25 protein-coding genes are annotated in these 26,844 nt (G+C 74.1%); 10 read left to right on the top strand and 15 right to left on the bottom strand.

Annotated elements, in window-relative coordinates:
* Window positions 1-38: 38 nt before the first annotated feature.
* Window positions 39-500: a DUF6992 family protein gene (locus SERN_RS06235; RefSeq protein WP_135849268.1), complete on the top strand. Its 462-nt coding sequence runs from the start codon at window positions 39-41 to the stop codon at window positions 498-500.
* Between the two features lie 15 nt (window positions 501-515).
* On the top strand, window positions 516-1,322 hold the full coding sequence (locus SERN_RS06230; protein WP_233251508.1) for a sulfite exporter TauE/SafE family protein: 807 nt from the start codon (window positions 516-518) through the stop codon (window positions 1,320-1,322).
* Window positions 1,323-1,355: 33 nt separating this feature from the next.
* Here SERN_RS06230 and SERN_RS06225 read toward each other — a convergent pair whose 3' ends face one another.
* On the bottom strand, window positions 1,356-1,778 hold the full coding sequence (locus tag SERN_RS06225; RefSeq protein WP_135849267.1) for an organic hydroperoxide resistance protein: 423 nt from the start codon (window positions 1,776-1,778) through the stop codon (window positions 1,356-1,358).
* Window positions 1,779-1,955: 177 nt separating this feature from the next.
* On the opposite strand from SERN_RS06225, the gene SERN_RS06220 reads away from it, so the two are divergent.
* Window positions 1,956-2,393: a hypothetical protein gene (locus SERN_RS06220; protein ID WP_135849266.1), complete on the top strand. Its 438-nt coding sequence runs from the start codon at window positions 1,956-1,958 to the stop codon at window positions 2,391-2,393.
* On the opposite strand, the gene SERN_RS06215 is transcribed toward SERN_RS06220, so the two are convergent.
* A complete protein-coding gene (locus SERN_RS06215; RefSeq protein WP_158292588.1) occupies window positions 2,380-3,126 on the bottom strand; it encodes a phosphatase PAP2 family protein in 747 nt (248 codons plus the stop codon). The genes SERN_RS06220 and SERN_RS06215 overlap by 14 nt on opposite strands.
* 70 nt (window positions 3,127-3,196) lie before the next feature.
* Between SERN_RS06215 and SERN_RS06210 the strand changes: the two genes are divergently transcribed.
* The gene (locus SERN_RS06210; RefSeq protein ID WP_135849264.1) at window positions 3,197-4,132 is read left to right on the top strand and encodes an NADP-dependent oxidoreductase; all 936 of its coding nucleotides are present in this window, start codon (window positions 3,197-3,199) and stop codon (window positions 4,130-4,132) included.
* A 6-nt stretch (window positions 4,133-4,138) separates the two neighbouring features.
* On the opposite strand, the gene SERN_RS06205 is transcribed toward SERN_RS06210, so the two are convergent.
* Both SERN_RS06205 and SERN_RS06200 read right to left on the bottom strand, forming a co-directional pair.
* Window positions 4,139-5,500 carry a hypothetical protein gene (locus SERN_RS06205; RefSeq protein WP_135849263.1) on the bottom strand — a complete coding sequence of 454 codons (1,362 nt, stop codon included), beginning with the start codon at window positions 5,498-5,500 and terminating at the stop codon, window positions 4,139-4,141.
* Window positions 5,501-5,614: 114 nt separating this feature from the next.
* Window positions 5,615-6,808, bottom strand: coding sequence for a glycosyltransferase (locus SERN_RS06200; RefSeq protein ID WP_233251507.1), 1,194 nt, complete (start codon window positions 6,806-6,808; stop codon window positions 5,615-5,617).
* A gap of 92 nt (window positions 6,809-6,900) precedes the next feature.
* On the opposite strand from SERN_RS06200, the gene SERN_RS06195 reads away from it, so the two are divergent.
* Window positions 6,901-7,299, top strand: coding sequence for a VOC family protein (locus tag SERN_RS06195; RefSeq protein ID WP_135849262.1), 399 nt, complete (start codon window positions 6,901-6,903; stop codon window positions 7,297-7,299).
* Between the two features lie 5 nt (window positions 7,300-7,304).
* Here SERN_RS06195 and SERN_RS06190 read toward each other — a convergent pair whose 3' ends face one another.
* Together SERN_RS06190 and SERN_RS06185 are read right to left on the bottom strand one after the other, a co-directional pair.
* Complete coding sequence (locus tag SERN_RS06190) at window positions 7,305-8,000, bottom strand: pentapeptide repeat-containing protein (RefSeq protein WP_135849261.1); 696 nt, start codon at window positions 7,998-8,000, stop codon at window positions 7,305-7,307.
* Window positions 7,997-8,626 (bottom strand): GNAT family N-acetyltransferase, encoded by a 630-nt coding sequence (locus SERN_RS06185; RefSeq protein WP_135849260.1) that lies wholly within the window; start codon window positions 8,624-8,626, stop codon window positions 7,997-7,999. The genes SERN_RS06190 and SERN_RS06185 overlap by 4 nt, the downstream gene beginning before the upstream one ends.
* A 136-nt stretch (window positions 8,627-8,762) precedes the next feature.
* On the opposite strand from SERN_RS06185, the gene SERN_RS06180 reads away from it, so the two are divergent.
* The 3 genes from SERN_RS06180 to SERN_RS06170 are packed head-to-tail and all read left to right on the top strand — an operon-like array spanning window position 8,763 to window position 10,658.
* A complete protein-coding gene (locus SERN_RS06180; RefSeq protein ID WP_135849259.1) occupies window positions 8,763-9,383 on the top strand; it encodes a DNA-3-methyladenine glycosylase I in 621 nt (206 codons plus the stop codon).
* A gap of 10 nt (window positions 9,384-9,393) precedes the next feature.
* Complete coding sequence (locus SERN_RS06175; protein ID WP_135849258.1) at window positions 9,394-9,918, top strand: phosphoribosyltransferase; 525 nt, start codon at window positions 9,394-9,396, stop codon at window positions 9,916-9,918.
* The gene (locus SERN_RS06170) at window positions 9,915-10,658 is read left to right on the top strand and encodes a nucleoside/nucleotide kinase family protein (RefSeq protein ID WP_199241528.1); all 744 of its coding nucleotides are present in this window, start codon (window positions 9,915-9,917) and stop codon (window positions 10,656-10,658) included. The genes SERN_RS06175 and SERN_RS06170 overlap by 4 nt, the downstream gene beginning before the upstream one ends.
* Here the strand turns inward: SERN_RS06170 and SERN_RS06165 are convergent.
* The 3 genes from SERN_RS06165 to SERN_RS06155 all read right to left on the bottom strand — a co-directional run bounded on the left by SERN_RS06165 (window position 10,631) and on the right by SERN_RS06155 (window position 13,498).
* Window positions 10,631-11,110 carry a low molecular weight protein-tyrosine-phosphatase gene (locus SERN_RS06165; RefSeq protein WP_135849257.1) on the bottom strand — a complete coding sequence of 160 codons (480 nt, stop codon included), beginning with the start codon at window positions 11,108-11,110 and terminating at the stop codon, window positions 10,631-10,633. The two genes, SERN_RS06170 and SERN_RS06165, sit on opposite strands and share 28 nt — an antisense overlap.
* Window positions 11,111-11,121: 11 nt before the next feature.
* Window positions 11,122-12,462 (bottom strand): amidohydrolase, encoded by a 1,341-nt coding sequence (locus SERN_RS06160; RefSeq protein WP_135849256.1) that lies wholly within the window; start codon window positions 12,460-12,462, stop codon window positions 11,122-11,124.
* Window positions 12,463-12,739: 277 nt separating this feature from the next.
* On the bottom strand, window positions 12,740-13,498 hold the full coding sequence (locus tag SERN_RS06155) for a hypothetical protein (protein WP_135849255.1): 759 nt from the start codon (window positions 13,496-13,498) through the stop codon (window positions 12,740-12,742).
* A 66-nt stretch (window positions 13,499-13,564) separates the two neighbouring features.
* Between SERN_RS06155 and SERN_RS06150 the strand changes: the two genes are divergently transcribed.
* Window positions 13,565-14,485 carry an LLM class F420-dependent oxidoreductase gene (locus SERN_RS06150; protein WP_135849254.1) on the top strand — a complete coding sequence of 307 codons (921 nt, stop codon included), beginning with the start codon at window positions 13,565-13,567 and terminating at the stop codon, window positions 14,483-14,485.
* A 10-nt stretch (window positions 14,486-14,495) separates the two neighbouring features.
* Here the strand turns inward: SERN_RS06150 and SERN_RS06145 are convergent, their stop codons facing one another.
* From SERN_RS06145 to SERN_RS06125, 5 genes are all read right to left on the bottom strand, one after another.
* Window positions 14,496-15,659 (bottom strand): glycosyltransferase, encoded by a 1,164-nt coding sequence (locus SERN_RS06145; RefSeq protein WP_233251506.1) that lies wholly within the window; start codon window positions 15,657-15,659, stop codon window positions 14,496-14,498.
* A complete protein-coding gene (locus SERN_RS15740) occupies window positions 15,656-17,335 on the bottom strand; it encodes an ArnT family glycosyltransferase (RefSeq protein ID WP_135849252.1) in 1,680 nt (559 codons plus the stop codon). The genes SERN_RS06145 and SERN_RS15740 overlap by 4 nt, the downstream gene beginning before the upstream one ends.
* Window positions 17,332-18,600 carry a glycosyltransferase gene (locus SERN_RS06135; protein WP_135849251.1) on the bottom strand — a complete coding sequence of 423 codons (1,269 nt, stop codon included), beginning with the start codon at window positions 18,598-18,600 and terminating at the stop codon, window positions 17,332-17,334. Before SERN_RS06135 ends, SERN_RS15740 begins: the two co-directional genes overlap by 4 nt.
* 84 nt (window positions 18,601-18,684) lie before the next feature.
* On the bottom strand, window positions 18,685-19,479 hold the full coding sequence (locus SERN_RS06130; protein ID WP_135849250.1) for a hypothetical protein: 795 nt from the start codon (window positions 19,477-19,479) through the stop codon (window positions 18,685-18,687).
* Window positions 19,476-21,998 (bottom strand): galactose oxidase early set domain-containing protein, encoded by a 2,523-nt coding sequence (locus tag SERN_RS06125; protein ID WP_233251505.1) that lies wholly within the window; start codon window positions 21,996-21,998, stop codon window positions 19,476-19,478. The genes SERN_RS06130 and SERN_RS06125 overlap by 4 nt, the downstream gene beginning before the upstream one ends.
* Window positions 21,999-22,380: 382 nt before the next feature.
* Between SERN_RS06125 and SERN_RS06120 the strand changes: the two genes are divergently transcribed.
* On the top strand, window positions 22,381-23,451 hold the full coding sequence (locus tag SERN_RS06120; protein WP_135849249.1) for an LLM class F420-dependent oxidoreductase: 1,071 nt from the start codon (window positions 22,381-22,383) through the stop codon (window positions 23,449-23,451).
* A gap of 282 nt (window positions 23,452-23,733) precedes the next feature.
* Here SERN_RS06120 and SERN_RS06115 read toward each other — a convergent pair whose 3' ends face one another.
* On the bottom strand, window positions 23,734-26,838 hold the full coding sequence (locus tag SERN_RS06115; RefSeq protein WP_135849248.1) for an alpha-mannosidase: 3,105 nt from the start codon (window positions 26,836-26,838) through the stop codon (window positions 23,734-23,736).
* Window positions 26,839-26,844: the final 6 nt, after the last annotated feature.

Genomic DNA, 26,844 nt, shown 5'->3' with positions numbered 1-26,844 from the left:
CGCGGCACCCGCGACCAGCCGTGCCAGGGTGGGGTCCCATGAGCACCTCGCTGATCTCCCCGGTCGCCGCCCAGGAACGGACGCTGCTGCGCGAGCTGTCGGCGGGCGCCGCCGTCTCGGGCGGCATCGGTGCGGGGGTGTGGGCGTGGGGCGCGCTGCAGCACCGACCCGCCGCGACCGCGTTCGGGCGCCAGACGCTGGCGTGGGCCGCGATCGACGGGCTGATCGCCCTGGCGGGCCGGCGGGGCGTCGCGTCACCGCCCGACGACGAGGACGCCGCGATCGCCCGCGCCCGGCGGATGCGGAACGTGACCGCGGTGAACGCGGTGCTCGACGTGGGCTACGTCGTCGGTGGTCTCGCCCTGACGCGGTGGTCGCGGGCCCCGCGCTCGACGCGGGTGGCCGACGGGACCGCCGTCGCGATCCAGGGTGCGTTCCTGCTCTGGCTCGACACACGTCACGCGCTGCACTTCCGGCGCCTCGCGCGCACCGCCGACTGACGCCCGGGCCCGGGGGTGTCAGCACTGGCGGCACTCGAGATCCCGCCGATCGGGTGGGTGGTGCTCGGCCTGTCCGCGCTCGTCGTCGGCATCGCCAAGGCGTCGATCGGCGGCGTCGCGGCCCTGTCGGTGGCCGGGTTCGCGCTGTTCATCCCGACCCGCGAGTCCACGGCCGCCGTCCTGATCCTGCTGCTGGTCGGCGACCTCGTGGCCGTCGCGCTCTACCGCCGCAGCGCGGACCTCGCGATGCTCCGGCGGCTGCTGCCGTCCGTGCTCCCCGGCATCGTGCTCGGCGCGCTGCTGATCAACGTCGTCGACGACCGCACCCTGACCATCGTCATCGCGCTGTGCATCCTCGCCGCGCTCGGTGTGCAGCTGTGGCTGCGCCGTCGACCGGCGCCGGCGGCCGGGTCGACCACGTCGGCCACGTCGTCGGGGTTGCCCGCCGCCGGGTCGCCGCACCTCGCGGCCACGCTCGGCGCGGGCGCGGCGGCCGGCTTCGCCACGATGATCGCGAACGCGGCCGGCCCCGTGATGGCGGCCTACCTGCTCGCGGCCCGCGTCGACAAGGCGCGGTTCGTGGGCACGAACGCGTGGTTCTTCCTGCTGGTCAACGCCGCGAAGGTGCCGTTCTCCGCCGGGCTCGGGCTGTTTCCGCCCTCCACGCTGCAGCTCACGCTGGTGCTGGTGCCCGTCGTGCTGGTCGGCGCGTGGTTCGGCCGCAGGCTGCTGCGCGCCATCGACCAGCGGCGGTTCGAGCTGCTGACCGCGTCCGCGTCCCTGCTGGCCGCGACGGCGCTGCTGGTGCGCGCCGCCGTCTGAGCGGCACGGCAGGGTCGCGGGACGCGGGCCCCGTCAGTCGTCGCTGACGTTCACCGTCACCTCGATGTTGCCGCGCGTGGCGTTGGAGTACGGGCAGACCTGGTGCGCGGCGTCGGCGAGCTCCTGCGCGACGTCGTGCTCGACGCCGGGCAGCACGACCTCGAGCGTCACGGCCAGGCCGAAGCCGCCCTCGCCGTTCGAGCCGATCGAGACCGAGGCGCCCACCGAGGAGTCGGCCACCGAGATCTTGCGCTGACGCGCGACGCCCTGCAGTGCCGAGAGGAAGCAGGCCGCGTAGCCGCTCGCGAACAGCTGCTCGGGGTTGGACCCCTCGCCGTTGCCACCCAGCGCCACCGGCGGTGCCATGTCCAGGTCGATGCGGCCGTCGGTGCTGCGGACGTGGCCGGCGCGGCCCGCCCCGGTCGCGAGAGCCTCGGCGGTGTACAGCGCGTCCATGGTGCGTCCTTCCGTTGCGTGCGGCCCGGTCGAGCGACCGGACGCCCGAGGTACAGCCACGACCGGGCGGGCGTTGTTCCCGGACGGCCCGGCGAGCTCGTCGAGACGGATGTCGGCGTCCTCTGAGAGGCTGGAGGCCGAAGCACCGCCCACATCGCCGAGGACGAGGAGCACCCCGTGCCCGACATCACCACGCTGACCGACGACGTCGTCGAGGAGATCCTGGAGGTGGCGCCCGGAGGCTACGCCCGACTCGGCCTCATCCCCGAGTCGGACCCGCGCGAGGTGCTGCGCGCCGTCGAGGAGGTCCTGCGGCTGCACCGACGCGGCGAGGACGAGCTCGACGGGCAGGACCTCGTCACGCTCGGCGTCGTGGTCGGCGACGTCTACGTGCGCACGCTCGACTGGGAGTGGGCCGAGCTGACCTACGGGCCCGGGGCGACGGCGTATGCCGTGCTCGACCCGACGGCCGCCGTCGGCAACCAGCCCATGAACTGGGTCTACGACATCGCACGCAACCCCGACCGCGAGATCGCGCTGGCCTCGGGCTACGACGTCGCGGCGGAGCAGCGCTGGCCCCCGGCGCAGCCGGGCGACGCGATCATGCTGCACTGACGGCGTCGCGACCGCGCCACTCCCGGCTGAGCGGCCGCCACATCGCCGCCGCGAGCAGGAGCACGACGCCGACGGCGAGCGCGAGCCCGCCCAGGGTGTCGGTCAGCCAGTGCGCGCTCACGTAGGTGCGCGAGACCAGCATGGTCAGGGTGTAGAGCGCGGCCAGCACCCAGCACCACACGCGGCCGATCAGCAGTGCCAGCACCAGGGCCATCACGGCGGCGTTGGCGACGTGGCCCGAGGGGTAGGAGCCGACGTCGCTCGTCACGAGCATGTCCTGCGGGCGGTCGCGGTCCGCGACGAACTTGAGCAGCTGCACGAGACCGGCGCCCAGGACGGTCGAACCGGCGAAGAACAGCGCACCCCACGGCCGGTGGGCGAGCAGCAGCGCGACGATCACGAGCACCGGGACGGCGATGATGCCGCGCCAGCCACCGCCGAACCAGTCCAGGGCGCGAGCCGCCGGCATGAACCAGGGCATGCCGTCGCGGGCGGAGGCCATGAGGGCGTCCCAGCTCTGGTCCAGCGGGTTGTCCCCGCCGAACCCGAGCATCACGACCAGTCCGACGACGACGCTCGCGAGCACGCCGCCCGCTCCCGCGGCCGCGGTCCGGCGGCGGCCGGGGCGCTGGGGGTCGGCGCCGGTGCCGGGAACGACGCCGGAACCGACGTCGGTGGGGGTCCCGCTGTCGTGATCGCGCGGCGTGCGGGGGCTGACGGCGTCCGAGGTCATCCGGTCACCGTAGCCCCGAGGGCCGCGACGCCGGGGAATGATCCGCCCGGTCGCAGGCGTTGGCCCTGGCATGAAGGCCATCACCTACTCCGAGTTCGGCTCCGCCGACATCCTCGCTCTCACCGACCAGCCGGAGCCGCACATCGGCCCCGACTCCATGCTCGTCAAGGTCGTCGCCTCGGGCATCAACCCGGTCGACTACAAGATCCGCGAGGGCTACCTCGCGGGGCTCATCGACGGCGACTTCCCGATCACCCCGGGCTGGGACGTGGCGGGCGTCGTCGTGAAGCCGGGTCTGGACACCCCCGAGTTCGCGGAGGGCGACGAGATCCTGGCCTACGCCCGCAAGGACACCCTGGTGGGCGGGGCGCTGGCCGAGTACGTCGCCGTCCCCGTCCGGACCGCGGCCCGCAAGCCCGCCGGGCTCAGCTTCGAGCAGGCGGCCGCGCTTCCCCTGGCCGGCCTGACCGCGCTGCAGTCCGTGCGCCGCACCGGTGTCCGGGAGGGGCAGACCGTGCTCGTGCACGCCGCGGCCGGCGGCGTCGGCTCGATCGCCGTCCAGCTCGCCGTGCACGCGGGCGCCCGGGTCGTGGGCACCGCCTCCCCGCGCAACCACGACCACCTGCGCTCGCTCGGCGCGACGCCGATCAGCTACGGCGACGACCTCGTGGCCCAGGCGAAGGACGCCGCACCCGACGGTTACGACGTCATCCTCGACTTCGTCGGCGGGCAGGCCATCGACACCGCGCCCGAGCTGCTGGCCCGCGGCGGCACCATCGCCTCGATCACCGACGACCGCGCACGGACAGAGCTGGGCGGGCACTACATCTGGGTCCGACCCGACGCCGAGCAGCTCGGCGAGCTCGCCCGCCTGGTGGTCGACGGCGTCGTCCGCCTCGAGATCGCCGAGACCTTCCCGCTGGAGCGCGCGGCCGACGCGCACCGCGCCGTCGAGACCGGACACGTGCGCGGCAAGGTCGTCGTGACGGTCGGCTCGCCGGAGTAGGTCGCCTCAGGCCCTCGGGTCGGGCAGATCGACGACGGCCCGCCAGGTCTCGGTGAGCCGGAGCCGTGTCGCGGCCCCGTCCGCCCGCTCGAGCCGGTAGCCGCGCACCTCGGCGTCGGACGCGCCGCCGCGGAAGGCCGTGACGGTCCGCACGACGCCGGAGCGCGGCTCCCCGAGCGAGGTCGGGGGGTGCTCGTACGGGCCGACCACGCGCGAGGTGACGCGGCCGGGACCGCGGCGGGCGTCGGCGTCGGCGTCGATGCGGAGGAACCAGGAGTCCTCGCCCCGTCCACTCCCCTCGTCCCCGCTCGTGGGGAAGGTTCGCGGGCTCTCGGCACGCGGATCCTCCCCACGAGCGCGTCGGCCCGGCGCCCCGGCCGCCAGGAGCTGGTGCGCGCGCCGTCGCGGGTCCTCGAACTCGCGCGCACCGGCCGCGCGGACCGCCCGCGCGCCACCACCGCCCCCGGTCCCGGTGCGCACCCGCTCCCAGAGGTCGGCCAGCCCGGCGCGCTCGCACACCGCCGCGAGCTCGGCCAGCCAGGTGACCGAGGTGCGCAACGCCTGCGCCCTGGCGGCGTCGAACGCCTCGTCCGGCTCGAGCGCGCCGTCCGGGCGCCACGTCCGGCCGCGTGCGCCGACCCGTGCCTGCCAGCGGGTGTCGAGGTTGATGCCGGCCCCGGCGCCGGTGAGTCGGCGCGGCGTCGACACGTGGCCGCGCAACGGGATCGCGACCCCCTGGCGCCCGCGCCACCGCAGCCCGAGGTCCCCGTGACGCACCGCGCCGGGACCGTCGACCCCGCCCGTCACCACGTCCGTCGTGTCACCGCCGGCGTCACGCCACTCCCACCACGTCCGCCCGCGCCGCGCAGGGTCGTCGATCCAGGTCGAGTGGGACGCGAAGTCCTGCACCGCGTGGAGGCCGAGACCGACCGCCTGCCGCGCGAGCGCGGTGCGCCGCTCCGCCGTCGGCCCCTGGCCCGGGACGCCGAGGTCGCCGTGAGCCGCCCACAGCAGCGCGCAGACCGTGCCGCCGAGGTAGCGCCGCCACGCGCGCTGCACCGCCTCCGGTCCGTCGAGGTCGTCGAAGTGCAGCGTCTCCAGGTCCGCGCGCACCGCACGGGCGGCGCGCACGCGTGCGGGCCCCCCGGAGGCGAGCCACAGCGGGTTGAGCAGGTAGTGGTCGACGTAGGTGGCGTGGAACGCCAGCACCGTCGCGGCGCCGTCGTCGAAGCCCTGCGCGGCCGCCGCCTCGCGCGTGAGGTCCTCGTGGTGCCAGACGCGACGGTCCGGCCACGGTGCCAGGAAGGCCTCGGACCCGAAGCCCGGGACGAGCGCACGGCCGGCGGCCAGTGCCCGGAGGATCCGCATGCCGCCATTGTCAGCCACGACGGCGACGACGGCGACGACGGCAGGAGGGACCCGACCCTCACGGACGCGGGCCGCGCCGCTCTCCCGAGCGACGCCGCCTGGTCGCGCGGGCCCTCAGCGGACGACGCTCGCGCTCGGCAGCATCGAGCGGTAGGCGCGCGCGACGACGTCACCGACGACGTCCCAGGTCCTGGTGACGGCGTGCTGCCGTCCCTGGGCCCCGAGACGGTCGCGGAGCTCCCGATCACGGACCACCCGCCCGATCGCGGCGGCCCAGTCACGTGGTTCGCGACCGGGGACGAGCAGCCCCGTGACGCCGTCGCGCACCGCCTCGACGAGACCGCCGGTCGCGCTCGCGACGACGGGAACACCGCTTGCCGCCGCCTCGAGGGCGACGAGGCCGTAGGTCTCCGAGTGCGACGGCACGAGCACGAGCGTCGACTCGCGCATCAGCGCCGCGAGCGCGGTGCGCGACTGCGGTCCGAGCAGCTCGACGTCGTCCGCGACCCCGAGCTCGGCCGCGAGCGCGAGGAGCGAGGGGCCGAAGGAGTCGTCCGCCGTCGCACCGCCGGCGATGCGCAGCACCGGCCGCGCCCCCGGCTCGAGGAGCGCCAGCGCGCGGACCGCGAGGTCCACGCCCTTGAGCGGTTCGAGCCGCGCGGCGACGAGGACGCTCGGCCGCCCGACCAGGGGCCGCGCGGCCGGGTGGAACAGCGTCGAGTCGACGCCCGGGTAGACGACGCTGAGTCGCTCGGGCGGGGCCCCCAGCCGCTCGAGCGCCGTGAGGGCCTCCGCGCGCGAGACGGCGATGACGCCGTCGCTCTGCTGCGCGAGGAAGGCCTCGCCCTGGAGGCGGCCCGGGGACTCGGGCCGCTCACCCTCGGACAGGTCGGTGCGGTCGGGCGCCGCGATGCTGTGGAAGGACTGCAGGTGCGGCACGCCCCACGCGCGTGCCACGGGGAGCGCGGCGATGCCGGAGAACCAGTGGTGGGAGTGGAGGAGGTCCATCGGGCCGAGCAGCGCGAGCTCGCGACCGAACTCGGCCATGAAGGCCTCGTTCTCGCCCTTGAGCACGGTCCGCGTCGGTCCGACCGCCAGGCGTCGGACGACGACGCCGTCGATCTCCTCGTGGCGCGGCGTCGCGGGGTCGCTCCACCGCGTCACGACCTCGACGCGGTGCCCGGCACGGGCGAGCGCGTCACAGGTGTGACGGACGACGACGTTCATCCCACCCACGTCACCGCGGCCCGGGGAGGCGTAGGGATCGGTGTGCAGGCACACGACTCCGACGGACAGGGGCGGTGGCACGTCCTCATTCTGCCCCGTTGTCGCACCCCCGGCGTATCGTCCGGCTCGAGGTCTCGGCACGAGATCGCGGTTCCGAGCAGAAGGAGTGACCGATGGCACTGCGCTGGTACTCGGTGGTGGTGGAGACCACCCGTCCCCGTGAGCTCGCCGCCTGGTGGGGCGAGGCTCTCGGGTGGGAGCAGGTCTACGCCGCGGACGACGAGGTCGTCATCATCCCGCCGTGGGCGACGGAGCTCTCGCAGCAGCTGCCGTTCCACCGCCAGCCGCCCGGCCTGGTGTTCGTGCTGGTCGAGCACGAGAAGGCGACCAAGAATCGGCTGCACCTCGACCTGGCGCCGCACACGAGCGACGACCGGGACGCGGAGATCGAGCGGTTGCTCCGGCTCGGGGCCACGCGCGCCGACGTCGGTCAGACCGACGACGTCTCCTGGACCGTGCTGGCCGATCCCGACGGGAACGAGTTCTGCGTCCTGTCCTCGCGGGACCGGTAGCCGCCTCAGTCCGGCAGGACGGTGATGCCGAGGCCCGCGGCCAGCGTGGGGGCGAGCGCCGCCAGCTGCACCTCGTCGATGACCGCGCCGCGCAGGTGCTGCGTGCCGGTGATCTGCTCGATCACCGCGCCGCGCAGGTCGACGGCCTGCAGGGTCGCGCGTGAGACGTCGAGGCGACCGATCCGGCTCCCGGCCAGCGCGACGCGCTGGAGCCGTGCCTGACCGAGGTCGAGCTCGTCGATCACGCAGTCGCGCAGCACGACGTCTGTCAGCACCGCGCCCCGGAGGTTGAGGTAGCTCAGTCGCACCCCGGCGAGCACGACGGCGCTCCAGTCGCACTCGTACGCCTCGACGGACCCGAACCTGCCGCCGTCGACCTCGACGTCACGCCAGGAGCCGCGCTGCGCCGTCGCCACGGGCACGTCGAGGCCCGCGAACCGGACCTCGCGCAGCCGCGCCCCGCGCAGGTCGAGCGTGCCGACGCGCAGCGGCCCCACGGCGGACTCCGCGAGGGTGATGGAGGCGAGGTCGAGATGCTCGCGGACGTGCTCGCCGTCGACGAGCCGGACGCCCTCGAGATCGTCCTGCGAGGCGAGCGAGGGATCGTCGACGGCGACGTCGCGCAGCTCCGGCAGCTCCAGCTGATCGATGCGGGGACGGATCGGACCCGCCGCTCCGGCCCGGCGCGCGGCCCGCGTCACTCCGTGCTCCCCGCCGCCGCGCGGTCGAGCCGCGCGCGGAGCCCGTCCCGCACCACGGGCCACTCCGGTGCCGTGATCGAGTACACGACGGTGTCGCGCACGTAGCCGTCGGGCATCACCGCGTGATGGCGCAGGACCCCGTCGCGCTGCGCACCGAGGCGTTCGATGGCCGCCTGCGAACGCACGTTGCGCAGGTCGGTCCGCAGCTCCACCGCGATGCACCCGAGCGCCTCGAACGCGTGACCGAGCAGCAGCAGCTTGCTCTCGGTGTTCGTACCGGAGCGCTGCGCCGACACGGCGTTCCAGGTGTAGCCGATCTCGAGCCGACGGTGGGTGGCGTCGACGTTGCAGCACGTCGTCATCCCGATCACGGCCTCGCCGTCAGGGCCTCCCCCCGGACCGCCGAGGCGCACCGTGGTGAAGGGCAGCATCTCGCCCCGCTCGGCCAGGGCGAGGCGCCGCGCGATCTCCGCCGCCATCTGCTCGGGACCGGGCACCCGGGTGTACGGCAGGCGCCAGACGTCGCCGTCGGTGGCGGCGTGCACGAGGGCGTCGTGGTCGGAGGTCGCGAGCGGGCGCAGCTCGACGAGGTCACCACGCAGGGTGACGGGAGTCAGGAAGGGCACCGTTCGAGCCTAGCCACCGCCACCGACGGCGAGCGGCGCCGGCGGCCGCTGTCCCCAGCGACGCCGCGCGTGCGGCCGGCCAGGGCCTGCCGTCGACGCCACGCCGCTGTCGCACGCCGGGGGTAGCGTCGCGACCATGACCTCCCCGACCGCGATCGACGGCACCGACGCCGCTCCCGACCTCGCCGCCCGCTGCTTCGGCGACGGCGATCCGCTCTACGAGAGCTACCACGACACCGAGTGGGGCGTGGCGTTCGAGGACAGCGCGGACGAGCGGGAGCTGTACGAGCGGCTGGCTCTCGAGGCGTTCCAGTCCGGGCTCTCGTGGATCACGATCCTGCGCAAGCGCGACGCGTTCCGCGACGCGTTCGCGGGATTCGACCCGGCCGTCGTGGCCACGTTCGACGACGCCGACGTCGTACGGCTCATGGCCGACGCCGGCATCGTGCGCAACCGGGCCAAGATCGACGCCACGATCGCGGACGCGCGCGCCCTCGTCGCGATGCACGAGCGGGGCGAGCGGCTGCGGGACGTCCTCGAGACCTACCGGCCCGCCGAACCGACCGTGCCGGCGACACCGGCCGACGTGCCGGGCAGCACTCCGGCGTCGTCCGCGCTGGCCAAGGACCTCAAGAGGCTCGGCTTCCGGTTCATCGGCCCGACCACCGCCTACGCCGCGATGCAGGCGGTCGGCATCGTGGACGACCACCTGGCCACCTGCCCCGTGCGCCGGGACGAGGGGGCGCCCGGCGGGTAGCGTCGAGGGCATGAGCGACGCCGAGCGGTTCCCCGTCCCCGCCGACCACCCCGACCGCGAGGTGCTGGAGTGGGAGGCCTTCGGACATGCGATCCGGGACCTGGCCCGCACGATCGTGGCCTCGGCGTGGCAGCCCGACGTCGTCGTGGCCATCGCGCGCGGCGGCCTGGTCCCCGCCGGCGCCCTGGCGTACGCGCTCGAGACCAAGGCCATGGGCACGCTGAACGTGGAGTTCTACCGCGGTGTCGGTGAGACGCTCCCCGACCCGGTCGTCCTGCCGCCGGCGCTCGACCCGGCCGAGCTCACCGGCAAGCGCGTGCTCGTGGTCGACGACGTCGCCGACTCCGGACGCACGCTCCTGCTCGTGCTCGACCTGGTGCGCCAGCACGGTGCCGACGTGCGCAGCGCCGTCGTCTACGCCAAGCCGACCTCGATCGTGGAACCGACCTACCGCTGGCGCGAGACCGACCGCTGGATCCTCTTCCCCTGGTCCTCTCTGCCGCCCGTGACCGGGATCGCGAGCACCGACGCGTGAGCACCGGGCACATGAGCACCGAGCAGAACAGCGGCGACGTGCACCTCGACCTGACCCTGCCGCCGGGCGAACCGCTCGCCGGCCCCTGGCGGCCGCTCTCGATCACCGACCTCGCCGCCCAGCTCCTCGCGCCCGCCCTCGAGGCCCAGGCGACGCGGTGCGTGCTCGCCGTCGACGGTCGCGGCGGTGCCGGCACGTCCACGCTCGCCGCGCGCATCGCCGCCGCCGTCCCCGCTGCGGTCCTGATCGCCACCGACGACCTCGCCTGGAACGAACCGATGTTCGGCTGGTCCGATCTCGCGCTCGAGCACGTCCTCGCGCCGTACCGGGCCGGCGAGGACGTCTCCTTCCGCCCGCCCGCGTGGGAGCGTCACGGCCGCGACGGCGTGATCGAGGTCGCCCGCACCACGCCGCTCCTGGTGCTCGAGGGCACCGGTGCGGCGCAGCGTGCGCTGGTCGAGCACCTCGATGCCGTGGTCTGGGTGCAGTCGGACGGGCCGACCGCCGAACGTCTCGGTCTGGCGCGCGACGTCGCGGCGGGGACGAACGGCGACGAGGCCGCCGCGACGGCGTTCTGGCACGAGTGGATGGCGCACGAGAACCCGTTCCTCGACGCCGACCGGCCCTGGGAACGGGCCGACCTCGTGGTCGCTGGGACTCGGGACCTCTCTCCCGAGGAGGAGGCCGAGCCCGACGAGCGCGTGCTGGTCGCTCAGCCCCCGGCGCGCGAGCGCACGTAGTCGACGATCGCCGGGGCGCACGCCTGGATCGTGGCGAGCGTCTCGACGAAGTCCGCACGGTCGCCGAACCAGGGATCGGGCGTGTCCTGCGCGATCGCCTCGTGCAGGCGTTCGGTGAGCCGCTCGTCCTCGAACGCGCGGAACATCACGACCTTCTCGGCCGGGAACCCGAGCCGGCGCAGCGCACCGGCGTGCTCACCGGTCATCGCCAGGGCGAGGTCGGTGGTGGCGACGTCGTCGCGCGTGACCTGGACGGCGCCGCGGTCGGGCACGTCGAAGCCGGCCTCGACCATGACGTCGCGGGCCCGCGTGTCGATCGGGTTGCCCACCTCGTAGGCGGTGACGGCGGTCGAGCGGACCTCGACGTCGGTGAGCCCGGCGTCGTCGAACGCGCGCCGCAGCACCACCTCCGCCATCGGGGACCGGCAGATGTTGCCGGTGCAGACGGTCATGACGGTGAAGGTCACGCCGACGCCCCGGTCTCGCCGACGGCGCCGGTGGTGGTCAGGGCCGCGGGCTCGCCGCGCAGCGGGGACCACGACGTGCGGCCGAACCGCTCCCAGCGCTCGACCACCTCGGGCGCGGTCCCCGGGGCCCCGGGGCGCAGCACCTCGCGGCCGCCGATGAACACCTGGCGGACGTGCGAGGCGAGGTCGAGCGGGTCGCCCGACCACAGCACCACGTCGCCGTCACGACCCTCGGCCAGGGCACCCACCCGCCCGTCCAGCCCGAGGATCGCGGCCGGGTTGGTGGTCAGCGCCGCGAGCGCCGTGGCCGGGTCGAGCCCCTCGCGCACGGCCAGCTGGGCCTGCAGCACGAGCTGCTCGATCGGCACGACCGGGTGGTCGGTGGTGATGGCGACCGTGACACCGGCCTCGGCGACCAGGGCCAGGTTGCGGATGGCACGGTCGCGGAGCTCGACCTTGGAGCGCGAGGTGAGCATCGGACCGAAGATCACCGGGATGTTCTTCTCCGCCAGGACGTCGGCGATCTTGTGGGCCTCCGTGCCGTGGTTGACCACGAGGCGGTAGCCGAACTCCTCGGCGAGGCGGATCGCCGTCGCGATGTCGTCGTGCCGGTGGCAGTGCTGGTCCCACGCGAGCTCGCCCGCGAGCACGGCGGCGAGCGTCTCGTGCGTGAGGTTGCGGTCGAAGGGCTTGCCCTCCTGCTCCGCGGCGTCGCGTCGGGCGACGTAGTTCTGCGCGGCGACGAACGCCTCGCGAAGCACGGCGGCGACGCCGAGGCGCGTGGCGGGGGTCTGCTTGCGGTCGCCGTAGACGCGCTTGGGGTTCTCGCCCAGCGCGGACTTCACCGACACGGCCTCGGCGAGGATCTGCTCGTCGACCGTCCGGCCGCCCCACGCCTTCAGCGCGACGGTGCGGCCGCCGATCGGGTTGCCCGACCCCGGCTTGATCACCACGGTCGTCACCCCGCCGCGCAGCGCGTCGCGGAAGCCGAGCTCCTCGACGTCGATGCCGTCCAGGGCGCGGAACCGGGCCCCGTTGGGGTCGGTCATCTCGTTGGTGTCGTTGCCCGACCAGCCCTCGCCGTCCTCGTGCACGCCGAGGTGGCCGTGGGACTCCACGAAGCCGGGCAGCACCCAGGAGCCGGTGGCGTCGACGACGCGCGCGCCGTCGGGCACCACCGTGTCGGCGCCGCCGACGGCGGTGATCACGCCGTCGGTCACGACCACGGTGCCGCCGGGGATCGGGTCGGCCGCGACGGGCACGACGTGGCCGCCGACGAAGGCGACGGTGGAGACGGGAGCGGCGGCGGTGGTCGCGGGGGTGGAGGAGGACGTCATCCCACCACCCTGCCACGCGGCCCGAAAAAGTCGTGGCGCGCCGCGGGGGCCGGGCGTAGCCTCGAGGCACACGGAGAGGAGGTGGTCCCAGACATGATCTTTCTGAGGACGTGTGAGGTGGTCGCCCGCTAGTCGGGCCCACGGACGGGCTCGTCGGTGAATACCGGCGATCACCGGAACCCGCAGGAGTCGCACCGTCGTCCAGTGCGGCAGTCGAGAGATCGACGGCCTGCGGGTTCTTCCGTGCCCGGCCCGTCCCGCAGCCGAACGGTCCACCTCAGCGGCGGAACCAGCCCCGACGCCTCGGCTCGGCCTCCGGCGGGCCGGGGACGACGTCGAGCACGTCGCCCATCCCGATGACGCTCGCGCCCGGCGTGAGCACGTGGTGCACGCCCCCGAGGGCGAGGCCGTCGCCCGCCCGCAGCTCGGCGCCGGCGTCCAGCGCCGCCGCGACCCCCTCGCGCAGGTCGCGGAACGCCTCGCCCGGCGAGAGCGCGGTGCTGCGCAGCTGGATCTCCGAACCCGTCAGACGCGCGAGCCCGATCGTGTGGGCGATCGACGTCGTCGCGTCCAGCCGCGCCGCCATCGTGTTGAACCAGGTCAGGGCCGGTGTGCTCGCCGCCTCACCCGCGTAGAGCACATCGGTCGTGAGCTGGTCGGTCGCGGGGACGAACACGGCCAGCCCGTCCTCGGCGTCGGCCACGTACGCGGTCAGCACGGTCAGGGTCGGTTGCGCGCCGCGCAGGTCGTCGCCCTCGTAGGTGAAGGAGACGTGGGCGGCGTGGCCGGCGACGGCGTCGGCCAGGAGCTGCTTCGTCGGCGACTGGGCGAGCGCGTAGGTGAGGTGGTCGCTGCGCAGCGGCGCCGGTGTCAGGGCGACGGTGATCGCGTGCCCGTTGACCGTGGTGGTCACGCGATCACCGGGGACGTCCTGGACCGTGCGCGGATCGGGTGAGAACAGCGCCAGCACAGCACCGATCCGCTCGGGCACCCGCCGCAGCAGGACGACGGTGTGCGGTGCGGAGCTGGTGGACATCGGTTCTCCCGGGACTCGTCGTGGTGGGTCGGACGACACTAGCCAGCCTCGGGGGAGACTGGGGGGATGGATCTGCGCATCTTCATCGAGCCCCAGCAGGGCGCCTCCTACTCAGACCAGCTCCGCGTGGCCCAGGCCGCCGAGCGCCTCGGGTACGACGCGTTCTTCCGCTCCGACCACTTCCTCGCGATGGGCGGCGACGGCCTCCCCGGCCCGACCGACTCCTGGATCACGCTGGGCGGCATCGCCCGCGAGACCTCCACGATCCGCCTCGGCACGCTCGTCACGTCGGCGACGTTCCGCCAGCCCGGTCTCCTCGCGATCCAGGTCGCGCAGGTCGACGCGATGTCCGGCGGACGGGTCGAGCTCGGCCTCGGCGCCGGGTGGTTCGAGCGCGAGCACGCCGCGTACGGGTTCCCGTTCCCGGCGCAGCGCTTCGGTCTGCTGACCGAGCAGCTCGAGATCCTCACCGGGCTGTGGGGCACGCCCGCGGGTGAGACCTACTCCTACGACGGCGAGCACTACACGCTGGTGGACGCGCCCGCGCTGCCGAAGCCGGTTCAGACGCCGCTGCCCGTCATCGTCGGCGGCAACGGTCCGCGCCGCACGCCGGCGCTCGCGGCGCGGTTCGCCGCCGAGTACAACACCAGCTTCCCGGAGATCGCCGACATCCCGACGCGGTTCGACGTCGTGCGCGGCGCGTGCGAGGACGTCGGCCGCGACCCCGCGTCGCTGACGCTGTCCGCGGCGCTGGTGCTCGCCGTCGGGAAGGACGAGGCCGAGTTCACGCGGCGTGCCGCGGCGATCGGGCGGGAGCCGGCCGAGCTGCGCGAGCACGGCGTCGCCGGCACGGTGCCCGAGGCGCTGGACCGCCTGGCGCAGCTGCGGGAGTGGGGCGCGGACCGGGTCTACCTGCAGGTGCTCGACCTGGCCGATCTCGACCACCTCGAGCTCGTCGCCGCGGAGATCGCGCCCCACGTGCGCTGAGAGGGAACGGCTACCGCGTCTCCGGACCCGTGTCGCTCCCCAGGCTCTCCGGCACCTCCGCCCCGACGGCGTCGATGACCAGCGGGCTGGCCGGGCGGGTCCGGCGCGGCCGGTAGACGACGCGCGCGAGGAAGACGAAGCGGGCCAGGAAGGCCGCCACCAGCGTCCCTCCCTGCGCGAGCACGCTCGGCACCGCCGCGTGCTCCACCAGGAGCCAGGGCAGGGGCAGGCGGAGCGCGGCCTCGCCGACGTTGAAGAGGAACGAGGCCGCGAACCGGCTTCCGAGCGATCGGCCCTCGGCCCGCAGGTCGGGGAAGACGAGCACCTCCTGGAGCACGAAGTTGCCCAGGATCGTCGCGACCGCGGCGACGGCCGCGCCCGCGAGGTAGGGCACCCCGATCGCGATCAGACCCGCCATGATCGCGAGATTCGCGACGGCGCCGAGGACTCCGACAAGCGCGAACATCGGCATCCGGCCGAATCGGAGCCGCGCGAGCTGACGCACGAACCGCACACCCTGGCTCAGCGTGGCCTTGGAGGTTCCGGCGAACCTCTCCGCGAAGACGAACGGCTCCTCGACCACCGTCAGGCGGTGCCGCGCGAGGATCTCCAGCAGGATCTTGAAGCCCTCGGGCTGCAGCGCGTCGAGGTCGACGCGCTGCCGGTCGAGAGCGAAGAAGCCCGTCATGGGGTCCGTGCAGTCCCGCAGCCGGCGCGGGAACATCGCACGTGTCAGCGTGATCGCCGCGCTCGAGACCACGCGACGGCGGGCGTCGGCGAGACCGTCGCTGCTGCCGCCGGCGATGCGGCGGGACGCGACCACCACGTCCACGCCGGTCCCCCGCCCCGTCTCCAGCAGCACGGGCACCATCTCGGGCGGGTGCTGGAGGTCCCCGTCCATCACCACGCACCAGCGATGGGACGCCTCGCGCAGTCCCTCGACGACCGCGCCGCCGAGACCTCCGACGGGTTCGTCGCGGTGGATCAGGCGCACCGGCACGGTGCTCGTGAGAGCCACCGCACGGACGACGTCAGGGGTGTCGTCCGTGGAGTCGTCGACCACGAGGATCTCGCAGCCGTCGGGGACCGTGGCCGACAACCGACGCACGAGCTCGACGATGTTGGGAGCCTCGTTGTAGGTGGGGACGATGATGGTGGCACTCGAGCCGGTCACGGCTGCTCCTCGGTCCTGTCGGTCGTGTCGGTCGTGTCTGTCGTGTCTCCCGTGTCGACCTCGCGGACCGACCACTCCCCGAACGCGACGACCTCCGTCGAGCCGTCCATGGCCCGCGCCATCTCGGTCAGGCCGAGGTTGACGATGTTCGGTTCCGTGGTCGGCCCCACGAGGATCCACTCGATCTCGCGCCATCCCTGCGCGTGCTCGACGTCGAACTGGCTGTCCAGGTCGACCTTCTCCAGCGCGACGACGGTCCAGGGGCCGCCCCGCCCCTGGTCCTGCACGGCGCTCCAGGCAGAGAACGGGACGACGACGACGTCGTCGTCCGGGACGTTGGCCCCGATCCAGGCGACGGCGTCGCGCCAGTCGGCGTTGGCGTCCGCCGTGGCGAGGGGGAGGCTCCGCTCCCGCCACTCCGGGGCGGCGGCAGCCCCGACCGCTGTCACGGCGAGCACCGCGATCGTCGTGGTCACGACGCGCCGGGGTCTCCCGGAGACGCCGTCCAGACCCACGGCGAGCGCCCTCCACACCCGGTGGGCCCCGGCACCGGCAGCGACGGCGAGGAACGAGAGCGCGCCGACGACGTTCATCCCGGGCAGGTACCCCAGGCCCAGCAGCATGGGGGCCGCGAAGCCGGCCAGCGCCACCGGGACCCAGCGAGTCCGGGCGTCCAGGAGGCAGAGCAGCGCCCCGATCAGGCCCACCACCACGAGCACCTGACTCTGGTCGACCCACCCGAGCACGAGGGCGTGACGGCCGGAGCTCACGTCCCAGAACGACCCCGAGGTGGTGCGGGACCCGAGCTGGAACTCCAGGCCCTGCTGCAGCGAGACCCGGTCGGGTCCCGCCAGGAGCTCGGATCGCAGCAGCGCCATCAGCGGGAACAGTGCGAGCACGAGGGCGCCCGCGGTGAGCGCGCCGGTGAGCGAGAACCCGCGGTTGCGCCACCGCCGCCCCGCCAGCAGTGCGACCAGCAGCGCCGGTCCGACCACCGCGATCGTCAGCTTCGTCAGCAGCGCGACCCCGAAGGCCGCGCCGGCGCCGACGTGCGCCCACAGAGCGCGACGGGGAGACAGCGCGAGCCAGAAGGCCAGCAGCACCCAGGGGGTGGCGACGTTGTCGAGGAAGACCTGGCGGCCGAGGGTCAGGGCGAGCGGCGAGGCGACGAGCAGTGCCGTGGCCGCGACGGAGATCACGGCAGCGACGCCGAGGCGGCGCAGCACGAGGTGCACGAGCGTCGCCGTCACCGCGAACAGGGTGCCGGCCACGACCCGTGTCACCGCGAGCTCCGAGCCGTCACCGATGCCCAGGGCGCGCGGGAGGGCTGCGAGTGCCGCGATCTGGAACCAGCCGAACGGGGGGTGGTCGTACCAGTAGGTGTACGGGCCGAGCGTCCCCTGCGCCGCCGCGGCGGCCTGCGCCGCGTAGGTGCCCTCGTCGTCCTGGAACGCGACGGCGTCGGTGACGTTCCACAGCCCCACGGTGAGGGAGCCCGCGAGCACGGCGGCCGTCAGGAGCCTGTCGGGGGTGAGGACCACGGCGACCCGGGAGCGCAGGCCGGCATCGACGGGGCCGAGGCCGGCGCGGTCGTCGCCGCCGCCCTCGGCCGGGCCGCCCTCGGCCGGGCCGACGTCGCCGTGCAGACCGGTCGTCGGCGTCGCCACGGCGGTCATGCCGCCACCTGCGTCCGCACGGGAGCGAGGTGCCGGCCGGCGTGCTCCGTCTTCTCCCAGCGCAGGTCGCCGCGCCGGAATCGTCCGTAGGCACGCAGGGTGGCGAACGCCAGCAGCAGCTGGAACGGGATGGTGGTCAGGATCAGGACGACGTAGTCGCGCACCCCCATCGCGAGACCGTGGTCCCGCCCCAGCTCCCGGAGCATGCAGGCCTCGAGCGCCACGGTGGCGAGGGTGACCACGAGCGGGAGGAAGGTGAGCATGGCGACCGGGAGCGGGAAGGATCCTCCGATCGCGAGCGCGAGGGAGAGGGGGACGGCGATGCCCGTGACGGCGACGAGGTGCTGCTGCACGAGAGTCCAGCGCGCCGCGAGCCTGGCCCGGCGCGTGGGGAGACGGCGCCAGACACCCTTGCGGAACACCTGGAAGAACCCGAGCGCCCACCGGGTGCGCTGCTTGACGAAGGAGGCCACGTCCCCGGGGGTCTCCTCCCGCGTGGCGAGCTCGGGGCTGTAGGCCACGCGGATCCGACGACCGAGCGAGGACAGGCGGACCCCGAGCTCGCAGTCCTCCGCAAGGCACTCCTCGTCCCAGCCGCCCAGCTCGACGAGGAGTGTGCGACGCACGAACACGGTCGTCCCCCCGAGGGGGATGAAACCCATCCGCTCCTGCAGGTGCAGGCGCGAGGAGAACCAGATGAAGTACTCCAGACAGTTGCGCAGCGAGAACCAGGTGTCGCGGTGGTTGACGAGCTGGACCGCGCCCTGGACGGCGTCGGCCCCCGTGGTGCGGAAGACGTCGTCGACCGCGCGCACGAGCTCGGGAGCCGCCAGCGACTCGGCGTCGAAGACGCCCACGACGTCGCCGCGGCACATCTGCAGCGCCGTGTTCAGCTGCCGGGGCTTGCTCTTCACGGCGGCGCCGTCGACGCTGACCCGCACCCGGTCGGGACGCTCGCGCGCCAGCAGCTCGGCGGTGGCGCGGGTGTCGGGGTCGTCGTGCCCGACGGAGATGATCACCTCCACGTCCCGGTGCGACTGGGCCAGGAGGGCTGCCAGGGTCGCGCGCATCACCCCCTCGCTCTCGTGACGGCACGGGACGAGGATCGAGAAGCTCAGCTCCTCCGCCCCTCCTGTCGCCGGGAACCCGGTCGTCGCTCTCGCCTCCGGGTCCCACCAGGCGTAGGTCGCCAGGACGAGGGTGCTCAGCGAGAGCACGAGGAGGAGCAGCGCGATCGCCACCAGCAGAACGGACATGACGGTCATGGGCCTGGCCCTTCGAGAGATGCGGGGTTGGGGAGGAGACCCGCCCGCGTCCGGTGGACGGGGACGAGCACGTGGTGCCGGGTGTCAGGAGGCGGCGCAGGCCATCCCGTCGCCCTCGACGTCGAGACCGAACGGGTCGACGAGGTCGGGCGGGGAGATCTGGCGGACGGCGATGCCGTCCGGAAAGTGCAGGAGGAGCTCGGTGCACGTCCACGGATGGGGCATCGAGTCCAGGGGGACGCCCGCCGCGAGCATGTCCGCCGTGTGGGCGGACATGCTCGGGGGGACGAGCGGGAGGCACTGGCCGGCATCGCCGTAGGCGGGGTGGCACCCTCCCAGCGCGGTGTCGGAGGTGACGAGATCGGCGGGATCGATCGCCGCCCGGGGCTCGCCCAGCGCCTCGGACCCCACCCGCACCGGGGCGGACGGCGATCCGGCGGCCTGGCCGAGAGCGGTGCCGGTCGGGGCGTCCAGGACGTGGCCGTCAGCGGGGGTGACGGGGTCGGCCACCGGGACGCTGCCGGGAGGGGCGACGGCGACGTCCGCCGCACCCGCTCCGGCGTCACCCGCCGCGTCCGTGCCGTCCGCCACGTCCGCCACGTCCGCGACGTCCGGGACCCCCGCCCCGCCCGGGCTGGACGCGCTCGCCGTCGCCTCGCCCGGGCTGGACGCGCTCGCCGTCGCCTCGCCCGACGGTCCGCCACTCGTGGGTTGGACGTGCACCCCGTGCGCCGACGTCGGCGCAGCGGCAGCGTCGCGGGGCCCCGCACCCCGCCCCGCGAGAACGAGGGCGAGCGCCACCAGGAGAACCAGCAGGGGAACGACGGCGATCAGTCGGGTCCGGCGTGCCGGGCGCCGCGCGACCTCCGGCGCGCTCACGCGACCCACACCCATCGCGCGACCGAGGGAATCCCCGCCGTGTCGAGCACGGTGAGCATGTAGGGGCCGGGCGGGAGCAGGTCGGGGTTGTCGGGCACCTGCGCGGTCAGCACGTCCTCGCCCGCGACGGGCAGGTCCACCAGGCGGGCGTTCGTGTCCGTCTGGTGGGTGGAGGACATCGGGGACATCAGCGACGCCGAGGCGACGTCGCCGTCGACCTCGAGCGCGAAGCCCTGGCCGTAGGTCACCGACGCGGGTGCCGCGACGATCGTCGGCCGCTCGCCCCCGAAGAGGTAGGGCGGGGAGTAGAGCGAGACCCGCATCTCGTAGGAGTTGTTGCCGGGGTTGGCGCCGAACACGGCCACCCGCCCGTCGGCGAGCACGACGGCCGTGGAGTGGTAGCTGCGGCCCACGGGGTCGGGGACGACCGGGGTCCACACGTCCGTCCCGGGATCGAAGAGGGCCGCGGTGCGCACCTCCCCCGCGCGGTTGTGGGTCGCGCCGTTGGCGGCGAGCACCGTCCGGTCGGGCAGGTTGACGAGGTTGACGTAGGTCTTGCCTGGCCCGGGCAGGTCGCCGACCGGGGTGTAGGCGGGCGCCGGATCGCTCAGGTCGATGACGTCGGACAGGCTGATGCCCGCGGCGTTCGCCTCCGTGTGGCCGCCACCGACGATGAGCACGCGCTGGTCCTGCGCGGGTGGGAGGAGCACCGACGCCGCCTGGTCGCGCAGGTCCTTGGCGCGCAGACCGGGCACGTCCCAGATCTGCGCGGTGCGCCAGTCGTACAGCGAGGCACCGGTGCCCGGCAACCCGTTGCCGAAGGTGTGGGCGCCGGCGTAGAACAGCATGCCGTCGTCCATGAGGTACATGTGCGGGTAGGTGCCCCAGTAGCTCCACGTCTGCGGGACCTCCGCGGTGGGCAGCCACCGCATGGCGGCCGTGTCGAACATCTCCGTGACGACGGTCCCCTCGGCCTTCTCGTCGATGCCGCCGGCTGCCCACACGTCGCCGTTGCCGAGCTTCGTCAGCGTCGGGTACCAGTGCGCACCCGCCATGTCGGACGTCGGGTGGAAGGTGTCGTCCGCCGGGTCGAAGTAGTAGCTGGCGTCCGTCCCGTCGAACGTCGTCGGCCCGTCGTCCTCGCCGGGGTAGCTCTGGGTGCCTCCGGAGATGAGCACCTTCCCGTCGGGGAGGGTGAGGTGGCCGGAGCAGAACATGTCGTACGGGACATCGATCTCGAGATAGGTGTCCTCGGTCGGGTCCCACACGGCGGCCGTGAAGCTGCCGGCGTCGAACCGGCTCCGATCGTTGCCGGAGCCGGCGACGAGGAGGACGCGGCCGTCGGAGAGCAGCGTGGTGTGCATCGCTCGCACCGGCATCTCCCTCGCCTGGACGTCCCAGCGGCCCAGCTGCGCCGCCTCGCCCCCGGGGACGGGCTCCTCCTCGGCCCGGGCCAGCTCGGGACCGGTCGTCAGGAGCTCACCGTCGGCCGCGATCGCGACACCGAAGGAGACCCGGTCGACCCCCGCCGGGATCTCGGGGAGCGTGACGGTGCGCCCCTCCCAGCCCGTGGTCGCGGGGAGCGGCGCCAGGTCGGTCCAGTAGGACCAGCCGGCGGCGTCGTGCTTGAAGGCGGTCATCGTGGTGGCGGCGCTCGTGGAGCGGTAGCGGATCGTCGCCTCGTAGAGGACGCCCGCCTCGACGGCCGGGGCGCAGCCGACCGTCTCGGACACGATGGCCTTGACGTCACCGGACACGTGGCCGGTCATGCTCAGCGCCAACGACCGGGCGCCCGCCGGGGCGTCGTCGGGAACGTCCGTGGAGTAGGTGCGCTCGACCGCGTTCTGGCCCCAGCCCGCGACCATCAGGCACTCGCGACCGCCGGCCAGCAGCCAGGGGTTGTCGATCGCGACGCCGATCGGGGGAACCGGGTTCTGGGGGTCGCCCGGGTCGCCCGGCACGACGGCGGTCGTGCGTGCCGCGGAGTAGTCGTCGGTGGTCAGGCTGCCGGTGGCCCCGAGGGAGAGGCCGAACGCCAGGCGCAGGGTCCCCTCGGGCACCGGCGGCGTCGTGGCACCGGCGCGGCGCCAGGCCGCGCTCGCGGGCTGGACGCCGAGGTCGCCCCAGTAGGACCATCCCTGCGCGGACTGCCGGAAGACGGTGAGCGAGGCCGGGGCGGTGGAGGTGTACCAGGCCGCGAGGTCGTACCTCTCACCGGCCACCACCGCGGGGGCGCACGCCTCCACCTCGGAGGTCAGCAGCTTGCGATCACCGCTGACGTGGTCGGCGATGGCGACGGTGACGGCACGCCCGCCGCCGCGCCCCGGCGCCAGCGACCACGCGCCCTCGCTTCCCCAGCCGGCTGCCGTGAAACAGGTGGGCCAGCCCTCGCCCGTCTCGAGGGCGCCGTTGACCACGAGCTCCTCGGCGGCCACCGCCGACCCGGGGTCGAGGACGGACGGGACGAGTGCCAGGGCTGCGGTCGCGACGACCAGTGCGGTGGTGCGCGTTCTTCTCACGGGAGCTCCTTGCGGGGCTTGCGGTGATGAGGGGGGGGGCTTGGTGGGCCGGGTGGGCCGGGCGGCGATCTCATCCGGGCGACGGCCCAGGTACCGGCGTATCTCGGCGATCACGTCTGCCGTGTCGCCGTGTCCGCCGGATCTCGTCCGGCGCAGCGCCACAATATCCAGCCTCAAATGCCCGCAACCGGCTATCCACAGTCTTTTTCAAGCCTTAATAAATTCCCGGTGTTCCAAACCGATAGATGTCGAGAACGTGAGGCGACGCGCGCACCACGCACACCCCCGTGAGGAGTGTTCGCGACGTTGTGCGGGAGCCCGCGGTTCCGTCGTGCACCCGATCCCGTGGCGTACGGTCGAGGCGACGACGCGAGGGAGCGGCATGAGGTTCGGACTGCACACGGGGTACTGGTCGGCGGGGCCGCCGCCGGGGATGGCCGACGCCGTCGCCCGCGCGGACGAGGCGGGCTTCGACTCCGTCTGGACCGCGGAGGCCTACGGCTCCGACGCGCTCACCCCGCTCGCGTGGTGGGGCGCGCGCACGAGCCGCATCAGGCTCGCGACCGGTATCGCGCAGATGTCCGCGCGCACCCCGACCGCCACGGCGATGGCCGCACTCACGCTCGACCACCTCAGCGGGGGTCGGTTCGTGCTGGGCCTGGGCGCCTCGGGGCCCCAGGTGGTCGAGGGCTGGTACGGCCAGCCGTACGCGAAGCCGCTCGCGCGGACGCGGGAGTACGTCGCGATCGTCCGCGACGTGCTGCGCCGCGAGGCGCCGGTCACGGCTCCCGGTCCGGCCTATCCGCTCCCGCTGCCCGACGGCGTTCCCGGGGCGACCGGCCAGGGCAAGGCGTTGCGCTCCACCGTCCACCCGCTGCGCGCCGACCTGCCGATCCACCTCGCGGCGCAGGGTCCGCGCAACACCGCGCTCGCCGCCGAGATCGCCGACGGCTGGCTGCCCGCCTTCCTCTCCCCCGCGCTCGACGGCGAGGCGCGCGCCCTCCTGGCGCAGGGGTTCGCGGCGCGGCCGGAGCACCGGCGTCCTGCCGGTGAGCACGACGAGACGTTCGAGGTCTGCGCGACGGTGCCGACCGCCGTCGCCGGCAGCATCGCGCAGGCCGTGGACCTGCTGCGACCCCACCTCGCCCTGTACGCGGGCGGGATGGGGTCGCAGGAGTCCAACTTCCACCGCGAGGCGATGGCGCGTCTCGGCTACGGCGACGCGCTGGCGGAGGTGGCCGCGCACTACGCGGCCGGCGACCGCGACCGCGCGGCCGCCGCCGTGCCGGAGGAGCTGGTGCGGGAGGTGTGCCTGGTGGGGACGCCGTCGGACATCGCGGAGCAGGTCGCCCGGTGGGAGACCACGTGCGTGACGACCCTGGTGCTCCAGACGGACCCGCGGGCGCTCCCGGCCCTGACCCCGCTGCTGACGCCGCCGACCCCGCCCGCCTGACACCCGCCTGACGGCCCGCCCGCTGCCAGCCACAGCCGCCGAGTTCGGGCTTTCGCACCCAGTTCGGCCCTTCCGCCACCTCCCCGCGCCCCGCACTCCCACCGAGTTCGGGGTTTGACGCCGAGTTCGGGGCCCCTGCCGCCTCCCCACCACCGAGTTCGGGGTTTGACGGGGAGTTCGGGGCTGGTGAGCCCGAACTCGGCAACAAACCCCGAACTCGGCGGAATGGGGGGCGGGTAGCGGGCCGCGGCGCCGGAGGGCGAGCGCCGACGCCGCGAGCGGTCAGCCGCGTGCGACGCGCAGCGTCACGATCTCGAACGGGCGCAGCGTGAGGGCCACCGCGCCGTCGTCGGTCGACGCCGGCGCAGCGCCCCCCGCGCCGCCACCCTCGAACGGTCGCTCGATCAGGTCCGTCACCGTGACGTCCCCGTGCGGGAAGTCGAGCGCGATCGTCGTCGCCGCGCGCGCCCCGAGCGACTCGTACAGCCGCACGACGACGTCGCCGCTCCCGTCCTCCGCGAGCTTCACCGCCTCCACGACCACCTGCGGATCGGCCACCCGCACCAGCGGCGCGATCTCACCGCCCGCCCCCGCGCCGGTCACCCGGCGCTCGGGCAGGTTGATCGCGTACCCCTGGCGCACCGCCTCGGCCACGTCGGCGCCGAACGTCACCGCCGCGCGGAACGTGTGCTCGCCCTGGTCGGCGACCGGGTCGGGGAACAGCGGGGCGCGCAGCAGCGTGATCCGCACGGTCGAGCCGACCGTGCCGCCGTCGACGTCGCCGTCCCCGTCGTGGGACCGCGTCCGCGTGATGTCGTGCCCGTAGCTGGAGTCGTTGGCGACGGCGACGCCGAAGCCCGGCTCGCCCACGTGCACCCACCGGTGCGCGACGGTCTCGAACCGCGCCGCGTCCCACGAGGTGTTGACGTGCGTGGGCCGCGTGACGTGACCGAACTGCATCTCCGACGTCGCGCTCGTGCTGTGGACGTCGAGCGGGAAGGCGAGCTTGAGCAGCTTCTGCGTCTCGTGCCAGTCGACGTGCGTGGTCAGGTGCAGCGTCGGGTCGTCGCCGTCGGCGAGCCGCAGCTCCTGCACGACGCGGCTGCCCGAGAACGAGCGCGTCACGCGCAGCCCGGCGTCGCCGTCGGGCTCCACCGCGTCAGCCTCCACCAGGTCGGTGACGTTGCGGCGGTAGTGCGCGTCGATGTCCCACGCCTCCCAAGTGTTGGGGATGTCGCGGTGCAGCTGCAGCAGGTTGCCGACGGTGCCCGCCGGCAGCACCTCCCGGCCGGTTGCGAGGTGACGCACCGAGGTGACCAGGCCGCGACCGTCGACGGCGACGCGCACGCCGCCGTTCTCCAGCACCCACCCCTCGCCGTCGGGGGTCCGGGTCGCGGGCGTCGCGGCCGTCGACGCGCCGCCGCCCAGCGCCGCAACACCGCCGCGCGCGAACGGCGACGCGTTCAGCACGACCTGGTGCCCCTCCTCAGCCTCGCCGACGAGCTCGCGCAGCGACGCCGCGATCAGCCCCTCGAGCATCTCGGCGACCTCGGCGTAGTTGCGCTCGGCCTCGCGGTGCACCCACGCGATCGAGGAGCCGGGGAGGATGTCGTGGAACTGCTGCAGCAGCACGGTCCGCCACGCCCGCTGCAGCGCGGCGGCCGGGTAGGCGGCCCCGGTGCGGACGGCCGCCGTCGTCGCCCACAGCTCGGCCTCGCGCAGCAGGTGCTCGCTGCGACGGTTGCCGCGCTTGGTGCGCGACTGCGAGGTGTACGTGCCGCGGTGGTACTCCAGGTAGAGCTCGCCCACCCAGGTCGGCGCCTGGTCGGCGTACTCGGCGCGCGCGGCGTCGAAGAACCCCTGCGGTGTCGAGAGCGCGACGCGCGAGGAGCCCTCCAGGTCCTCGGCCCGGTGCGCTGCCTGCACCATCTCGCGCGTGGGCCCGCCGCCGCCGTCGCCGTAGCCGAACGGCACGAGGGACGTGTTCGCCGCACGCTTCTCGGCGAACTGGTCGGACGCCCGCGCCAGCTCGGGGCCGCTCAGGTCGGAGTTGTAGGTGTCCACGGGCGGGAAGTGCGTGAAGACGCGCGAACCGTCGATGCCCTCCCACCAGAACGTGTGGTGCGGGATGCGGTTGGTGTCGTTCCACGAGAGCTTCTGCGTGAGGAAGTCCGGCGATCCGGCGAGCTTGGCGACCTGCGGGAACGACCCCGTGTAGCCGAAGGAGTCCGGCAGCCAGACGTTCGTGGGCTCGAAGCCGAGCTCGTCGATGAAGAACCGCTTGCCCTGCACGAACTGACGCACGAGCGCCTCGGACCCGACCATGTTCGTGTCGGACTCGACCCACATGCCGCCCACCGGCAGCACCCGACCCTCCGCCACGCGAGCCTTCACGCGCTCGAACAGCTCGGGGTAGAACTCCTGCAGCCACGCAAACTGCTGCGCCGAGGAGAACGCGAACGTCACGTCGGGGTCGGCGTCCATGAGCGCCAGGACGTTGGCGACCGTCCGGCTGACCTTGCGCACCGTCTCGCGCACGGGCCACAGCCAGGCGGAGTCGATGTGCGCGTGCCCGACGGCGTGCACGCGGTGCGCGCTCCGGGTCGCCGGGGCGGCGAGCACGTCCGCGAGCGCCGCGCGGCCGGCGGCGGCGGTGCCCGAGACGTCGTCGGGATCGACGACGTCGCACATCACCTCGAGCGCCCGGATCACCTCGGCGCGGCGCGGTGAGGTCGTGGGCAGGGTCGTGATCAGGCCGCGGAGCGTGGCGGCGTCGGCCACGAGCTCGTGGACGTCGACGTCGAGCAGCGCGACGTCGACGTGCTTGAGCACGTAGATCTCGGTGTCGCCCGAGGTGGCCTTGTCCCCCAGCCGCGTGGGCTTGGTCCACTGGTTGCCGGGCACGTCGGGGTTCGCGGCGCCCTCGATGTAGAGGTCGACGGGCGCGAACCGAGCACCGCTGTCGTCGGCGTCGGCGTCGCCGTCGGAGGACACGCGCGGCAGCGGGACGAAGCTGTTGCGCGGCGAGATGCCCTTGAGCAGGACGCCGTCGGGCGACCACGCGGCGCCCTCCGCCTGGAATCCGGGCTGCTGCGCGATGAAGCCGAGATCGACGTCGAGCTCGACGCGCGTCCCCGGCAGCGGCCACGCCGCGGGGACCTCGCCGGTCACGTGGAACCAGACGGTGCTCCACGGCGTGCCCCACGGCGTGCCCACGGGGTGCGGGGCGTACTGCGCGGCGCGCGCCTGCGCGAACGGGACGGGCTCGTCCGGGACGCGCCAGCTGGTGACCTCCAGCGGGTGGCGGTCACGGTAGGTGGCAGGGGCGATCCACTCGGTCACGAACCGGTCGATCCGGGCGAGCGTGAGGTCGGAGTTGTCGTGCATGGGTCG

Source organism: Serinibacter arcticus, assembly GCF_004786095.1.
Classification (GTDB): domain Bacteria; phylum Actinomycetota; class Actinomycetes; order Actinomycetales; family Beutenbergiaceae; genus Litorihabitans; species Litorihabitans arcticus.
This window is presented reverse-complemented; position numbering and strand designations above follow the sequence as displayed.

Coding starts and splice junctions, on each gene's coding strand:
- SERN_RS06150 (WP_135849254.1), top strand. CDS start 13,565: ATGGATCTGCGCATCTTCATCGAGCCCCAGCAGGGCGCCTCCTACTCA.
- SERN_RS15740 (WP_135849252.1), bottom strand. CDS start 17,335: ATGACCGCCGTGGCGACGCCGACGACCGGTCTGCACGGCGACGTCGGC.
- SERN_RS06160 (WP_135849256.1), bottom strand. CDS start 12,462: ATGACGTCCTCCTCCACCCCCGCGACCACCGCCGCCGCTCCCGTCTCC.
- SERN_RS06215 (WP_158292588.1), bottom strand. CDS start 3,126: ATGACCTCGGACGCCGTCAGCCCCCGCACGCCGCGCGATCACGACAGC.
- SERN_RS06175 (WP_135849258.1), top strand. CDS start 9,394: ATGAGCGACGCCGAGCGGTTCCCCGTCCCCGCCGACCACCCCGACCGC.
- SERN_RS06235 (WP_135849268.1), top strand. CDS start 39: ATGAGCACCTCGCTGATCTCCCCGGTCGCCGCCCAGGAACGGACGCTG.
- SERN_RS06135 (WP_135849251.1), bottom strand. CDS start 18,600: ATGACCGTCATGTCCGTTCTGCTGGTGGCGATCGCGCTGCTCCTCCTC.
- SERN_RS06225 (WP_135849267.1), bottom strand. CDS start 1,778: ATGGACGCGCTGTACACCGCCGAGGCTCTCGCGACCGGGGCGGGCCGC.
- SERN_RS06195 (WP_135849262.1), top strand. CDS start 6,901: ATGGCACTGCGCTGGTACTCGGTGGTGGTGGAGACCACCCGTCCCCGT.
- SERN_RS06205 (WP_135849263.1), bottom strand. CDS start 5,500: ATGCGGATCCTCCGGGCACTGGCCGCCGGCCGTGCGCTCGTCCCGGGC.
- SERN_RS06210 (WP_135849264.1), top strand. CDS start 3,197: ATGAAGGCCATCACCTACTCCGAGTTCGGCTCCGCCGACATCCTCGCT.
- SERN_RS06120 (WP_135849249.1), top strand. CDS start 22,381: ATGAGGTTCGGACTGCACACGGGGTACTGGTCGGCGGGGCCGCCGCCG.
- SERN_RS06115 (WP_135849248.1), bottom strand. CDS start 26,838: ATGCACGACAACTCCGACCTCACGCTCGCCCGGATCGACCGGTTCGTG.
- SERN_RS06165 (WP_135849257.1), bottom strand. CDS start 11,110: ATGACCGTCTGCACCGGCAACATCTGCCGGTCCCCGATGGCGGAGGTG.
- SERN_RS06180 (WP_135849259.1), top strand. CDS start 8,763: ATGACCTCCCCGACCGCGATCGACGGCACCGACGCCGCTCCCGACCTC.
- SERN_RS06155 (WP_135849255.1), bottom strand. CDS start 13,498: ATGTCCACCAGCTCCGCACCGCACACCGTCGTCCTGCTGCGGCGGGTG.